Source organism: Dysgonomonas termitidis (assembly GCF_042654545.1).
GTDB lineage: Bacteria > Bacteroidota > Bacteroidia > Bacteroidales > Dysgonomonadaceae > Dysgonomonas > Dysgonomonas termitidis.
In genome coordinates, this window is the sequence record NZ_JBHSGN010000161.1 from 1 (window position 1) to 15319 (window position 15319).

The 15319-nt window shown below is 37.6% G+C and carries 10 protein-coding genes; 8 read left to right on the plus strand and 2 right to left on the minus strand.

Annotation, left to right across the window (positions count from 1 at the left end):
• Positions 1-675, plus strand: a 675-nt coding sequence (locus ACFO6W_RS24475) for a TraM recognition domain-containing protein (protein ID WP_380001469.1), incomplete at its 5' end; no start/stop codon positions are given.
• Between the two features lie 884 nt (positions 676-1559).
• Positions 1560-2462: an Abi family protein gene (locus ACFO6W_RS24480; RefSeq protein ID WP_380001471.1), complete on the plus strand. Its 903-nt coding sequence runs from the start codon at positions 1560-1562 to the stop codon at positions 2460-2462.
• Between the two features lie 99 nt (positions 2463-2561).
• On the opposite strand, the gene ACFO6W_RS24485 is transcribed toward ACFO6W_RS24480, so the two are convergent.
• Positions 2562-4247 (minus strand): UvrD-helicase domain-containing protein, encoded by a 1686-nt coding sequence (locus ACFO6W_RS24485; RefSeq protein ID WP_380001473.1) that lies wholly within the window; start codon positions 4245-4247, stop codon positions 2562-2564.
• Positions 4248-4251: 4 nt separating this feature from the next.
• Complete coding sequence (locus tag ACFO6W_RS24490) at positions 4252-6024, minus strand: ATP-dependent nuclease (protein ID WP_380001475.1); 1773 nt, start codon at positions 6022-6024, stop codon at positions 4252-4254.
• Positions 6025-6434: 410 nt separating this feature from the next.
• Here ACFO6W_RS24490 and ACFO6W_RS24495 point away from each other — a divergent pair, with 410 nt between their 5' ends.
• The 6 genes from ACFO6W_RS24495 to ACFO6W_RS24520 all read left to right on the plus strand — a co-directional run bounded on the left by ACFO6W_RS24495 (position 6435) and on the right by ACFO6W_RS24520 (position 15304).
• Positions 6435-6731 (plus strand): hypothetical protein, encoded by a 297-nt coding sequence (locus tag ACFO6W_RS24495; RefSeq protein WP_380001477.1) that lies wholly within the window; start codon positions 6435-6437, stop codon positions 6729-6731.
• Positions 6732-6818: 87 nt separating this feature from the next.
• Positions 6819-7979, plus strand: coding sequence for a hypothetical protein (locus ACFO6W_RS24500; RefSeq protein WP_380001479.1), 1161 nt, complete (start codon positions 6819-6821; stop codon positions 7977-7979).
• 3 nt (positions 7980-7982) lie between these two features.
• Entirely contained in the window at positions 7983-9638 is a 1656-nt protein-coding gene (locus ACFO6W_RS24505; RefSeq protein WP_380001481.1) for an ATP-binding protein, read from the plus strand.
• 4 nt (positions 9639-9642) lie between these two features.
• Positions 9643-11193, plus strand: a complete 1551-nt coding sequence (locus ACFO6W_RS24510) for an ATP-binding protein (RefSeq protein ID WP_380001483.1) — start codon at positions 9643-9645, stop codon at positions 11191-11193.
• On the plus strand, positions 11190-13073 hold the full coding sequence (locus ACFO6W_RS24515) for a radical SAM protein (protein ID WP_380001485.1): 1884 nt from the start codon (positions 11190-11192) through the stop codon (positions 13071-13073). Before ACFO6W_RS24510 ends, ACFO6W_RS24515 begins: the two co-directional genes overlap by 4 nt.
• Before the next feature lie 464 nt (positions 13074-13537).
• Positions 13538-15304, plus strand: coding sequence for a DUF3945 domain-containing protein (locus ACFO6W_RS24520; RefSeq protein ID WP_380001486.1), 1767 nt, complete (start codon positions 13538-13540; stop codon positions 15302-15304).
• Positions 15305-15319: the final 15 nt, after the last annotated feature.

Here is a 15319-nt window from a genome sequence, read left to right on the forward strand (position 1 = left end):
AACAAAAAGGAGCAACTTAAATCTTCGGTTATCATTGATGAGTTGCCAACTATTTATTTCCGGGGCTTGGATAACCTGATAGCTACCGCCCGCAGCAATAAAGTGGCGGTTTGCCTCGGTTTCCAGGATTATTCACAGTTAAACCGCGACTATGGGGACAAGGAAAGCAAGGTGATTCAAAATACGGTCGGGAATATCTTTTCGGGACAGGTTGTCGGGGAAACGGCTAAGAACCTGTCGGAACGTTTCGGGAAAGTTCTTCAAAAAAGGCAGTCTATTTCGATCAACAGGCAGGATACATCCACCTCTATCAATACACAGATGGATTCCCTGATTCCGGCATCCAAGATCGCCAACCTGTCACAAGGTATGTTCGTGGGTTCGGTCGCCGATAATTTCGGGGAGAAGATAGACCAGAAAATTTTCCATGCGATGATTGTCGTGGACAATGAAAAAGTAGCAACGGAAACCAAAGCCTATAAAAAGATTCCTGTTATCAATGATTTTAAGGATGAGAACGGAAATGATATTATGAGGGAGCAGATAGAACGGAACTACAACCAAATCAAACGGGATGTCCTTAATATAATAGAGAATGAGAAGGAGCGCATCCGTAAAGACCCCGACCTTTGTCATTTGCTGGGTGAGAAAAACGAAAAAGAGGAGGAAGGCTAAATTATTCAAGCAGGCATGCGTTCTGTTTTTTCACATGAAAATACATAATTATAGAAACAGAATACTCCCATCCTGCTTCAACCAGACCACCTCATATTTGGCTTCCCATGCAGTCCCTTTAAGGAAGATAACTTGAATCCCGCTTTTTCCACGTTCAGGCCCTGAAGGGTTTTAGGGAAAAATTTCCGGACGCTCCGCTTGTAAATTTTCCCCGTAAAAAACGTTCCAAAAGCAGGATTCAAGTTGCGGGTATGGTCAGGGACTTAGCATGCGAAGCCGAAACGATGACGCATATTAAAATGGCGGGAGGGGGGATATTATGGCAATACCTTTACCGGATATTTTAAAATCTTTACAATATAATACTATATTCCATTTGCCTGTCGCATCCTGCCTTATAAGAAACCCTAAGCCGGGGGACTAAAGCTGCTCTCCTCACGAATCTGCATATTCGTTTAAGTTATGTGGCTCCACCCGTTCCCTGCAATTTTTTTTCTCGTTTGTTTATTTTTTCCGGTTCGTTAGCCTGTCCCTCCTTTTTACTCCGGCAGGCTTTCTCTTTTTTCTCAACTTCAGTCTTTTTTAGCTTGTCTCCTCTTTGTAGACCACAATTAAGTTAAGCAAACGCAGAAATTCGTAAATTTTTGGTAAATATTTTCATTCAACTCAGCCTTCAGAAGATCAAGGTACTTTAAATATAGTTCATTTGGAATAGGTTTTGTTGTTATTATACAGGAAGCTGGCATAAATCACCAAAACGCTTTAATTTTGAAAAATATTCGCATAATAGTTGTTTTTTGAGCTTTTATGATTACTTTTGTAGCAATAGAACCCGCCAAGCCTCTTAACAATGCTCAAATCGGCGGGTCGTTTTATTTTTATTTATGACTATACCATATGCTAAGCACTATCAGGATGTTCCTGATTTAGTTTCTCTTTTGAGAACAAGGGGATTGACAATCAACGATGAACCTAAAGCCCGGAACTACCTTACCAATATTGGTTATTTCCGGTTAAGCGCTTATTTTTATCCCTTGCTCCAACTTCCTAAAACGGCTCATAACTATAAAACAGGTTCCACATTTGAGCAAGTTTTGAACTTATATCGTTTTGACCGGAAACTCCGCCTGTTAGTATTTAACGAAATTGAAAAAATTGAAGTCGCCGTTAGAAGCATTATGGTAAATACGGCTTGCCGGCATTTCAATGATACTTTTTGGATAACACAAAACCGGTATTTTTACAATCAGAACTATTTTAACAGTTCAATAGCCGAAATAGATTCAGAATTACTTAAAAGTAAAGAAGATTTCATCGAACATTTCAAAAATACGTATTCCGATGTATATCCTCCGGCATGGATGCTTGCCGAAATACTACCTTTAGGTAATATTTGCCGGATTTATAAAAACCTGAATGATGCCGGATTAAAAAAGAAAATAGCCAGGCAATTCGGAATGCAACCGCAAGCCTTTGAATCATGGATAATGACCATCGGTGGATTAAGAAATATGTGTTGCCATCATAGCCGCCTTTGGAACAGGGTTTTGCCACTTCGGACATCCTTGCCGCAAAACACTCAATTCCTTTGGCTCAACAATCCTTCAACCGTTGATGTGCAACGTGTATATTTCCGGCTTTGTATGATACGGTATTTGTTATTCTCTGTTTCTCCCCACAATACTTTCAGGGAAAAATTAGTTGATTTGCTGAGTAAGTATCCCGGTGTGGATATTAACGCGATGGGATTCACCGCCGGTTGGCAGCAGGAGCCGTTGTGGAGATAGCCTCAATTAGTGCGGAACTTCCCTCTGAAGGATCGACAATAACCAGCCTATGTCTACGCGAAAGAAAAACGGAGGTTTGGGAAACAAGTATAGAAACGATTAATTGCGGACCAATCTATTTTCCCAAGCACTTTTATTTTCCTCATTTGGGACAGCAATAACTAAGATTTTGCTTGGCCGAGTCATGCCAACATATGCGATTCTTAATTCTTCACTCGTCGAAATAGATATATTTTTATTGAGTAATGTTTTATATGCACTACCAATGCCCTTAGTTTTTAATATTAGAAGAACAGCTTCAAATGTTTCTCCTTTTACACTATGTACTGTTCCATATCTATAATTTTGCTCAATAATCTGTTTGTCTTCGTTTAAGAATAATTGAGGAAAAGAAAAACGCAGGCCGTCTTTATGAACATGCAGTTCAAAACCACAACTATTTTCTTTAAGAATTTTATTTGTTGAGACAACCCATTCTCCAATAGAAATATTTGTTTGAGGGAGCAAGTTTATGAAAGTCTGGATTTGACTTTTATAGGCAATAAATCCCATTTGGGCAATAGCATCATTAATATCATCCTCTGAACAATAAGATAGTGCATTCAGGGTCTTCAATAAAATTCTTTCTATTATTTTAAATCCATCTTTAAAACGACCGTTATCGTATAAGAACTTTCCTCTTGCAAATTCTCGCGTATGGCTATCTATCCAAACATTAGTGCCAAAAGCGATTTCAGGAATACTAAGAACTTCATTAATGATATTTTTACTTCGATAGATTATTGCAGTTGATTCTTTCGAAACATTAATTCCATGTTGTTGGCATTCCGCAATAAATTCAGATACAATTTGAGGTAAATTATTGCTGTATGTAATAACTTTAGGTTGATGGGTAAATTCCCGGACTTGCTCGTTTACGGAAACAGACGTTCCGTTTAAAGAGGAAATTCCAAAGGTAAAATCACAGATATTCTGAGAGCTTCTTCTGTTTTCATTCAGCACAATAGAATTCTCCCATTCATCATATTTTTGAGTAAGTAATTCCGGTCTTGCATCGTTCCATTCAAAAATAGCTTGGTCTGGGTCGCCAACAAGCATTACTTCACTTAATCCGTTTTCTATGAGCATATCTATTATTCTCATCTGAATATCGGATGTATCTTGGGCTTCATCCACTATCAAATAAGGAAATCTATTAGCAATTGCTTTAGCGATTTGAGGATATTTTTCAAGAAGTTTCATGGCAAAGAAATTTGCATCATTTTGTGTAGCATATCCCGCTTTGTTATAACGCTTTTTTGCACCAGTAATATAGTTGTTTTGCTGCCAATTGGCATTCATTTTTGCAGCTTGAATGGCATACATGCTACCATCAATTGCATAACTTATATTATCAAATAGCGCACTGCTAAAGTCTTTTCCACTCCAAGTTCCATGAGGCTCACCAACCAAAGTTGGCCTACCCTTACAGCCTAAAACTAAATGCCCAAAAGGAAGAAAAATATATTTATTTACAAAACTGTCGATAGTTCCAAGAAAATGAGGATAAGTAATTTTTTCGATATTAAATTTCTCGCTACATTTTTTTTCTATTTCTTGCCATGCAACATTAGTAAAGGAAAGTATGGCTATTCCCTCATTCTTCTTTTCCCAATCATGGATTAGTCGAGCTAATCGAGCTCCCACACAATAAGTTTTACCACTACCCGGACAAGCTCTTACTATAAACTTTCCTGATTTGTTGAAGACGATTTCCCGTTGACTATCAGATAGCGTTCTAAACATTCAATTATTCTCCTTTCGTGGCATACCTTATAGCATTTTGGAGATATGCAGGTACAACAAACGCATTTCTCGCATTTTCATCCGAAGCCAATTTTACAGCCAACCTGTGCGCCAATTCCGATTTTGCTTTGTTTGAAATAACTTTTTCCAAAAAATTTGCTGCATAAACTTTTACGTCAGTATCTTCGGTAATTCTACCCGCAGCAACAGGGTGCATTTCCCTGAATATTTCTATTAAAATGTCCTTATTCCCAGCGATGAAAAGTTCAAATTCAAATGTTCGTTCTGCTAAAAAGACTTTCAAATTCTTTCGTTCAAGTTCACAGGCAGTCTTTGCTCTTGATGCAATTTCGTCCGATTCATCCGCTCTATCATCATCGGTAACAAGTGAACATCTGGTCTTCAAATTCTTCTCATCATTATCATTGTTAAACATATTGGCGAAATGAGAAAATGCAACTCCATTCAAGTTTACCAATTCAATTCCTACATTTTCTATATCATATTTTCCACCTTCCCCCATAATTTTACTGAATATGGGTAGTAGCAATGATTCGGAAATACCCTCAACCAAAATTACTCCATTAGAAAAGAATAGCTGGGACTTCGTAACATCTAAGAATTTATGCAGATATTTTCGATTATCTCCTGACAAGCCTGATTTATCAAGAGAAAGAGCTGAGACTTTGTTGTCCTGATTCTGTAAAACCACAACGGATTTTAAATCTGACTTTGCCGTGATTGTTGGTGAATGTGATGATATGAATATCTGAAACCCTTGTTCCGTATCAAGTTTATCCAGATATTTAAAGAAAAGATTTTGAAGTTGCGGGTGTAAGTGGGCTTCGGGTTCTTCTATGAGTAAAGCAGCGTAGCATTCTTTATTTAATTCCTTCCTTTGCTTTAAGTCTCCTAAGACGGTAGCTGTGTAGATAAGGTTGTTATAGCCAAGACCATTTTGATAGAGTTCAAAATGCCTTTGTTTTGACGTATCTCCTGCAAGTAAATCGTCCGAATAGATAGGCATTTGAATTTTCAAATTATCTACCAAACGGTTAAAATCAAATGGGAGAAATAGAATTTCAATTTGCTGTTGTTTGCTGCTAAAACTCGTTTCCCTCAAATGTTCATTTATTTTTTCCTTTCCTTTACCAATGTGCTGCGTCCAATCATCATCTCCATCGACCGCTTCACGAACCTTTTTGGCAATCTCTTTTTTCTTTTCTTTATCGGTTTCAGTGTTAGGGTCGATTTGAATATTCGCATATAGTTGTCCCAAACGATTCCCCCGTATCGGTCGCAAATGGTTTTCCGCATCTCTCAATGCGTCCAAATGAACATGATACAAGAGGAATAAAACTTCCGGTGCAATCGCCTGTCCTTCATTTGTTCCTCCCCATACCTTGTATCTGATTCTTTCATCTTCATCAAGATAATATCGAAAATGTAATTGCAAATCCTGCGTCCCATCTTCCTGAACGCTCAACAAGTCGTTGAACCAGCCTGCTTCTGCCGGGTCTTCTATCTTAAAATGCAGATGAAATTCTATATCATTTAAAGCATCGTTTATGGCAGATTTGTCTATATGAAAATCAGAATGCGAAACATAAATGTCCCTTTTCTGATTACCATAACTTAAACAAATGCGCAAAGCATCAATAATAGCCGTCTTACTGGAGTTATTCTCTCCGATTAACACATTTAGCCCTTTGCAAAAATAAAGGGTTAAATCGGCAATTCCTCTGAAATTTTTTATGATGAATTTTTCTATATACATAGTTTTATTGATGCTTATAACATGGTTGATTATTCACTAAACTTTAACACATTTGCAAAGATAAGGTATTTATAGTATTCTTGGCTAATTTTCATTGTGATAACTGCTACAAGCTGCCACGCCCCGAAAGTATGATTTCGGGACGTTTTCATCTTCCTACTTTCGCATTTTCAATCCATTGTCAAACAACTAAAAACAAATTGATTATGCAAGAAGAAGATTTGAGAGGTCGGACAAAAGCTATGAACTTTATGTAAGCATTAAAGTATCCTGTTTATCGTGAAAAGCATTTATTAGTTTTTCTGCAGCGTAATTAAAGAGTGGAACATCCATATCGAAGTGATTGATATTTACTTCAAAGGACTGGACAGCCTGATATCCCCATCAAAATTTTCAACCTGATTCAGGGGTTGTTTGTCGGGGCAGTCGCCGATAATTTAGATGAGCGGATAGAGCAGAAGATTTTCCATTGTGAGATTGTTGCTGATAACGAGCGGGTAGCCGCCGAAACTTTAGACTACAAGAAAATGCCCGTTATCTCCAATTTTATAGATGAGCAAGGCGTTCATCGAATGAAAGAAATGATAAAAGAGAATTACGACCGAATCAAAGTTGAATCCAAGCAAATTGTCGCCGACGAGTTGGAGCGGATAAATATCATTAACAGATTTGTTTCAAGCGTAATATACAATAGCTTACGTTTGTGAAGATCAAATTTTATTAGTAATTTCGCACTGCCTTATTTATGGGCGTTTGGATCAGATAACTTATATGAAAATAAGAGGAGTTTAGATATGGATAAAATCCTGTCGTTCATTGCAAAAGAAACCAATGGAAAATGCTACACATCGTTTAAATTTTGCCACGATGGAGTAGCAGTACCTTCAATTGCATATGAAGACAAGCCCGGAGAGAAAATCAGTTTGAAAGAATACGGGGAAACAGACCACTCGCCAAATACGAGAGATATGACCAAACGAGCCAAACAAATCGAAGGAAGCACGCCTCTATTTAATTTTTTTCTTGATGGCTCTCGAAGAACCTATAAAGTAGATGATATTGAATATCAGAAAAAAATATTTCCAATTGTAGCAGGGCAAATTGGAGTGGGTTGTTGTCAACGTATTGATAAATCAACATTTTGTAAAACCGCACTTGAACACAATCTTGTTTTATCCCTACCCGACTATGCTCACGCAGATGGTTACAAGCCTGAGTTATTTTTTAACTCTCTTGCTGAAAAGATTAATCAAATATCAAGTCTGACAAAATATAATTTAAAATTTTCAAAAATCTTACCATACATTTCAAAAGGATTGCAGGAAGGTGAAACTTTTGAGAACAGAGGGATTGCAAAGATTCAGGACGAAATGATTGAATGTGAAAAAAAAATCGTTTCACAACTGACTGCTAAAAATCTACTGAATGAATGTAGTTATCTCATTAAAGATGGCTCGTTGCAGTACAAACCAATGAAAACAGGAGATTATAGAGAAATCTCTAAAATCCGAAATAACTATCGATGCGTTATTGGTGTTTCAAAACAATTTAATCCTGAATTGCTTAAAGATAAAAATAACAAAAGTAATGCCAGCACCATTGCTCATTTAGATCTATATCATCGAACACCGGCATTTATGTATGAGCCAGGAACCCAGTTTGGTGATGTGAAATTTGCTATTTGGTATGTTCGTATTCGTGATACCAAATATACCAATACTCCATTTTCAGGAATATTAAAGGTAGAGAAGATGCTGATGACAGGCTCAGAAAGTAAAAATGGCTTGGAGACAGACGAAATAGATGCAATTACGGCAAATATTATTAATGAACGGAATCCCGTTTGCTATGGAAGCGATAATCGTTGGGCAAATCACTTATATCCGATTTACCTTACGGAAAAATACATAAAAAGTCAGTACATAAGTGATTTACATCTTTTAAATCTATTCTAAGATATGACATTAATAGGGAAAGTTGTTGCCACAGAGAAAAATCCTACAACAATAGATGATTTCTATTTTTGGACGGATAAAAAATGCCAATTAAAGCCTTTCGATGTAGTTGTAGTAAAACACATTGAAAATACAATAACGTATGGCGTTATCGAAGAAATATCACACATAACCGATGCACCAAGTTATTTGGCAGGTTTTATTTCTAATGATTTTGGCGATGTTCAACATGAGCCTCTTACCGAACGAATAGGTATGAATTATGTAAAATGTCGTGTTGTTGGAAATACTAATAATATTTATACTCCCGTACTTGATGGCTCACCTGTATTATTGGCAGACGAAATCCAGATAAAAGAGGCTTTAGGTTTGTCAGATGTAAAGAATCCATTACCAGCGGGATATATTGAAATGTATGAAGGAGAAAACAAAAAAACTATTCCGGTTCATTTCAATTCACATTTCTTAATCGGCCCCGAAGGTGCTCATCTGAATATATCCGGTATATCCGGTTTGGCAGCGAAGACCTCGTATGCTATGTTTCTGATGAAATCCATTCAAGATACAGTTTTAAATTCGGGAAAGGATGAATCCGTTGCATTTGTTCTACTTAATGTAAAAGGACACGATTTGTTGTCTATTGATGAATTGAATACAGATAAAAAAGAAGTGGAAGAAATTGCTCCTATATATAAACTGTTGGGACTGGAAAAGAAACCGTTTGACAATGTGAAATACTTCTATCCTTACTCAAAGGAAATTGCCCCTACAACTTACGCAGCAGTAGTAGATGTTGAGAACCAAATAAAGAGAGGGTGTGCATTCCAATACAAATACGTATTTGAAGATGATAGGGATAGCATTGACTTATTATTTGCTAATGTTGATGACCCAAATGAAACAATGGAATCCATTGTGAATTATATATCAACCGGTCAGGGTAAATTCAATGGAATTACATCTTGGGAAGATTTGAAAAGAACGCTTTACGAGCATACTCAAACTGGAAACAAGGATAGCAGCGGTAAAGAAATAACCGTATTGAGTTGGCGCAAATTTTATCGACTATTCAACAAATCATACGAAAAGAATAAATCTCTTTTTGCTAACCGCTGTTGTGACCAGCATGAAGTTCGATTGAAAGAGCAAATTCAGGAAATAAAGAAGAATGACGTATTTGTAATTGATATTGCCAAACTGGATGAAGAAACACAAGGCTTTGTTTTCGGGGATGTGATGCGTGCCATTTATGACCTGAAATTAGGAGCGACTGATAAGAAAGAAGCGGAAATTCCTTCGAAAATAGTTATTTTCATTGATGAATTAAATAAGTATGCTTCCAGTGAGATACCTAAAAATTCACCTATTTTGAAACAATTACTTGATATAACAGAAAGGGGACGTTCCTTGGGTATAATTTTATTCGGAGCAGAACAGTTCATCAGCGACATCCATAAACGGGTAAAAGGGAACTGTGCGACACTTGCATATGGAAGAACCAATGTAATTGAAATTTCCAAAGGTGATTTTCAGTTTGTTCCATCGGTTTATAAATCAATGCTCACTCGTTTAAAACAAGGTGAATATATTTTGCAAAATCCGATATTCCGCTCACTTTTAAATATCAAGTTCCCCAAACCAATACATAAATATAAGTAGTTTCATGGATAAGGCAACACCAGTTATTGGGAAAGACGTTATCGAATCCCTTACATTAGGAATGTATGAAGATTCGCGGTTTATTTATCGTGAGTATATACAAAACTCTGCCGACCAGATTGACAAAGCGGTAGAACAGGGATTAATGGATAAGAGCGAAGAAGAAATACACATTACCATTGATGATGTAAACCGACGTATTGAAATTTATGATAATGCAACAGGAATCGCAGAAAAAAATGTTATTCCCATACTTCAAAATATAGCAAAATCAACAAAAGAACGAGGAAAAGATAAGGGATTTCGCGGAATTGGACGTTTAGGAGGATTAGGCTATTGCGAAAAATTAATTTTTGAAACCTCATTCAAAGAAGAGACTACTAAATCAATAATGACTTGGGATGCACATCTGCTAAAAGAAATTATAAATGACCGTCATTCCAAAGAAGATGCCGGTGAGGTAATTCAAAAAGTCACCAAACTTGAAAAGGAAAAAGAAGGTTCTGACAAGCATTATTTCAGAGTAATACTGGAAGGTGTTACAAATGATATGCTTTTAGACAAAAAATCTGTTGAGGATTATTTAAAAATGGTTGCCCCTATTGGATATCCGACAGGATTCATTTTCAGGCAAAAAATTTATGAGTTCATAAGAGAAAATAATCTTGACCTTGATGAGTATAAAATATATCTGAATCGTGACTTATTACATAAAGGCTATACCACTACTATTTATAAAGGAAGAAATGGCAATAAAGAACGAGTAGATGATATTTTTGAATTGAGTTTTTTTAAGTGTGAAGAAAAAAATGAGTTATTGTATTGGGGATGGTATGGGATTTCAAATTATGTCGGAGTTATTGATGATGATGCAAATCTGGCAGCAGGTCTAAGGCTAAGAAAGAACAATATTCAAATTGGCGATAACACAACTTTATCAAAGTTACATCGAGAAGCCAAAAGAGGAAATTTCTACTTTTTGGGAGAAATCTTTGCTATTCACCCTAATTTATTACCCAATTCCAGACGGGACTATTTTGGGGAAAATACTACTTGCCATAAGTTTGAACAGCATTTAAGTGACTTTTTTTCAAAAGAGCTATATCGACTTTACCAAGATGCTTCCACAATGAGAAGTGCAAATAGAGATGTACAAGCATTGGTGGATTTTGAAAAAACCGTTACAGAGAAAGAAGAACAAGGCTTTAATAATAAGGAAGACCGTCAAAAGATTTACGGGGAATTTGAAGCAAAAAAGAAGAAAGCAGAAGAAGCAAAGAAAAAGTTAGAAAGAATAAAACTAAAAACTATCCAAGCGGACACTCCTGCTGCAAAAATTTTTGAAAGAGTTGTTACTACTGAAAACGTCAATCCAGAACAAATATCAGTTGAACCTAAAAAGGAGAAGGGGAATTTTGTTACTGATAAATACACATGGCTACCAAAAAGTGAACGCAAAATGCTTTCGAGAATCTTTACCGTGATAGACAATGTGTTATCAAAGGAACTAGCAAAAAACCTGATTGATAAGATCGACGAGGACTTACGAAAATGAAACGAAATATACTCTTAATAGAGCCTAATTATAAAAATAAATATCCACCTATTGGGTTAATGAAGATAGCAACATATCACCGAATGTTGGGTGATAATGTTACTTTCTTCAAAGGCAATATGCAAGATTTAGTATTGAGAGATATTACAGACTTATGTATTGATAAATTGCATAAGATAGATCATACTATAACATGGCGAGAAAAACGCGATAATATTACCCAATACATAAGAACAAAGCAATCTGTGTATGTTGAAGCTCTCTGTTTAGAAAATTCCAAATACGAATTTTTAATCATAGGTTGCCTTGATGACTATAAAAAAATTTATTGGAAAAAGCAATATGAAAAAGAGCCTTTGTACGATAGAATATATGTTACTTCACTATTTACATTCTATTGGAAAATTACTATTGACACGATTAACTTTGCGAAAAAGTTGGTCAAGAATGTGAAAGAACTGAAAGTTGGTGGCGTTACTGCCACCGTCTTGTTTGACGATGTTGTTAAAGCCACCAATATCATTCCTCATAGAGGTTTATTAGATAAGCCGGGAATACTTGATAAAAATCAAATTATCATAGATACATTGCCTTTAGATTACTCTATTTTAGAAGAAACAGAGTACAAATATCCTGAAAATGGAGCATATTATGGCTATATGACACGTGGATGTATTCGTAAATGTAGTTTTTGTGCTGTTCCAACACTGGAACCTAACTATTGTGAGTACATTTCCATTACAGAACGAATAAAAGAAACAACAGAAAAATACGGAGAGAAGCGTAATCTTTTATTACTTGACAATAATGTTCTGGCTTCAGAGCGTTTTCCCCAAATTATAAACGACATCAAAAAAGCAGGCTTTGTAAAAGGGGCAACCTATATTGAACCTAATCAGTTTGATATTGCTGTAAAGAATTTGTCGGATGGAATAAATGATAGGGCTTATATTAGGCGAACATTTGAATTGATTTCTGAATTGCTTAAAAAGTTACGAGGAGAAACCCAGCAAAATTTCTACAATTTGTTAGAAGAGCATAATTTATTACATTTTGATAATGTAACTAAAGAAAAACTTTTAGAACTGGCCTCACTTATTTCAGAGTTGTATCAAAAGCATAATAAACGATTGCCACGCCTTCGTTATGTTGATTTCAATCAGGGTGTCGATGCTCGTTTAATCAATGAAGATAATATCAAACTACTTAGTGAAATACCAATACATCCTTTACGTATTGCCTTTGACAGTATGAAGTGGGAGAAACAATATACGAATGCTGTTAAATTAGCTGCTGAACATGGCATTAACCATCTTTCAAATTATCTACTTTATAATGAAAAAGACCATCCTGTCGAATTGTACAGAAGATTGAAAATTAACGTAAGTTTATGTGATGGTTTAGGTATAAATATCTACTCTTTTCCAATGAAGTTCCATCCCATCACAGGCCCCGATAGATTCAATCGGGATTATTTGGGTAAACATTGGAACAGAAAGTTTATACGAGCCGTACAGGCAGTTTTGAATGCAACAAAAGGCAAAATAGGAAAAGGTCAAAGTTTTTTTGAGAAGGCTTTTGGTAAAGATGAAGAAGAATTTGAAAAGATTCTTTATATGCCTGAACCATATATCTTATATCGTTTTTTGTTTGAAGGTAGAGGCGATACAGAACAATGGTGGAATGAGTTTACTGCTTTGAATGAAGATGAATTAGTCGAAGCAAAAAAAATAATTGAAAAGAATAAATTTACCAATATAAATGAATTGACTAAAAACCGTAGAATACGTAAAGTATTAAAACACTATACCGTAAAGCGGGAAGATATTAGTAAAGATGATTTAAATCAGTACGTATATACCAAGCGTGAACAAATTTAAAAAATACTACCAATACATAATTCACATTAACCGCCTCCGGGCGGTTTTTCATTTCTATCCACTCCATACTTCAACACCACATGTGTCCAAATCGGTATCACAAATTGCCATCCACTACAAATGCCACTATTATTCAGTTACTTATGCATGCTTCCGTTCTACATTAATAGTAATGCGGAATAATTAAATCAATTTCATCATGGAAGAAAAATTCAAACTGAAGTTCGGAAGTCCTTTTGAAGATGGTTTCATTTTTTAATTGTTTATGCAAAGGTAGAAGCACTTATCCAAACAAACTATATGCCATCGCGGAGACGTTTACCATCCTCTTTCCCAAACGGTGAAACAAGACGACATCCGATGAAACAATTAGCCAGTTTATTGCAAACTAACGATTTACATAATAATCCCGCTTATTTTTGAAACGATAAACTTATTTATTCACCAGTCAAAAAACAAAAAATATGGCGGAAGGAAACATCCGGGGCGACACCCCCAAACAACCAATCCGGGAGAATGAGCAGTTGAGCGACATTATCCTCATTCTCGATAAGATGGAACTGCTGTTGCAGGCAGTCTCCAAACTCGGCAAGGACGGGAAATACGAAACCGTGCCTGCCGACAAAAAGCACGGGAACTCTTTCCTGAAGGTAGACAAGTATTCCAATATCGTGGAAAACTTCTTTAAGAATTTTTGGAGCCAGCTGAAAGACCCTGCCCGTTTCGGGATTCTCAGCATGAAACAGAAAGAGATGGAGAAGCCGGAGAACAAGCAGGCGATCAAAGACCTCGCCGAAGGAAAGCAGACCGACGCGGTGGCTGAATTTCTCAAGAAATACGAGATAAAGCCGAAAAATACCGCCAATGAACAAAGTATTAACAGTAAAAAAGATGAGATGATGGCAAAAAAGACAGAAGGACAAGAACAACAGGCTCCGCCCGCTGACGATAAGCAGCCAAGAAAACGCTACAATGAAGCGATGATCAACTGGGAGCAGCTAAAAAATTTCGGGCTGTCCAAGGAGTTCCTCCAGGAAAAAGGGCTCCTTGAGCAGATGCTCCGCGGTTACAAGACAAACCAGGCAGTACCCATCACCATGAACTTCGGTTCGGCAGTGCTGCGCACAGACGCGAGGCTGTCGTTCCAGCAATCGGCGGCAGGCCCGGTAGTGCTCGGCATCCACGGCATCCGCCAGCAACCCGAACTCGACAAAGCCTTTTTCGGGCATGTCTTTTCGGAGGAAGACAAGAAAAACCTGCGTGAAACAGGGAATATGGGACGCGTAGTAGAACTCAGGCTCCGCTCGGGCGAATATGCACCCTCGTTTGTCAGTCTGGATAAGACGACCAATGAAATTGTGGCGATGAAAGTGGAGAATGCCTACATCCCGGATGAGATCAAGAATGTAAAACTGACCGAACAGGAGAAAAACGACCTGAAAGAAGGCAAGGCCGTTTACCTGGAAGGAATGACCGCCGCCAACGGGAATGAATTCAATGCCCACGTGCAGTTCAATGCCGACCGCAGGGGAATTGAGTTCCGGTTCGAAACGGACAAGGTATTCAACCGCCAGATACTCGGCGGCGTGGAACTCTCCCCCAAACAAACGGAAGACCTCAATAACGGCAGGGCGATCTTTGTAGAGGATATGGTACGCAAGGACGGGGAGAAATTCTCGGCGTTCGTCAAGCTCGACGAAGCCAGCGGGCGTCCCGCCTATACCCGTTACAACCCCGATTCACCCGAAGGAGCCAGGGAGATTTACGTACCTAAAGAACTGAACGGAGTGGCTCTTAACCCACAGGACAGGGAAGAGTTGAGGCAGGGCAAGCCCGTATTCCTCGAAAATATGGTCAACCGCAAAGGGGAAGAATACTCATCCTTCGTCAAACTTGACCTTGAGACAGGACGCCCAAGCTACTCCAGGACACCGGACGGATTCAGCGAACGGCAGGAGTTTAAGATCCCGGCGGAGGTCTGGGGCGTTACGCTGACGGCTACCCAACGCGGGAAATTACAGGACGGCAAAGCCGTGCTGGTGGAGGGCATGAAAGGCTATGACGGCAAACAGTTCTCCCAATACGTCAAAGCCAATTTCAACCAGGGCAGGCTCGATTATTACAACGAGAATCCCGAAAGGAAGAAAGACGCCTCACAGCGCAATGTGGTCAATCAGGGACAGAACCAGGGGCAGGACAAGAAAAAGTCGCAGGGCAAGAGTGTAGGATAAGCATTTCCATTATTC

Excerpts from the sequence above, each read along its gene's own strand:
- ACFO6W_RS24515 (WP_380001485.1), top strand. The coding sequence starts at position 11,190 with ATGAAACGAAATATACTCTTAATAGAGCCTAATTATAAAAATAAATAT.
- ACFO6W_RS24480 (WP_380001471.1), top strand. The coding sequence starts at position 1,560 with ATGACTATACCATATGCTAAGCACTATCAGGATGTTCCTGATTTAGTT.
- ACFO6W_RS24485 (WP_380001473.1), bottom strand. The coding sequence starts at position 4,247 with ATGTTTAGAACGCTATCTGATAGTCAACGGGAAATCGTCTTCAACAAA.
- ACFO6W_RS24505 (WP_380001481.1), top strand. The coding sequence starts at position 7,983 with ATGACATTAATAGGGAAAGTTGTTGCCACAGAGAAAAATCCTACAACA.
- ACFO6W_RS24520 (WP_380001486.1), top strand. The coding sequence starts at position 13,538 with ATGGCGGAAGGAAACATCCGGGGCGACACCCCCAAACAACCAATCCGG.
- ACFO6W_RS24500 (WP_380001479.1), top strand. The coding sequence starts at position 6,819 with ATGGATAAAATCCTGTCGTTCATTGCAAAAGAAACCAATGGAAAATGC.
- ACFO6W_RS24490 (WP_380001475.1), bottom strand. The coding sequence starts at position 6,024 with ATGTATATAGAAAAATTCATCATAAAAAATTTCAGAGGAATTGCCGAT.
- ACFO6W_RS24510 (WP_380001483.1), top strand. The coding sequence starts at position 9,643 with ATGGATAAGGCAACACCAGTTATTGGGAAAGACGTTATCGAATCCCTT.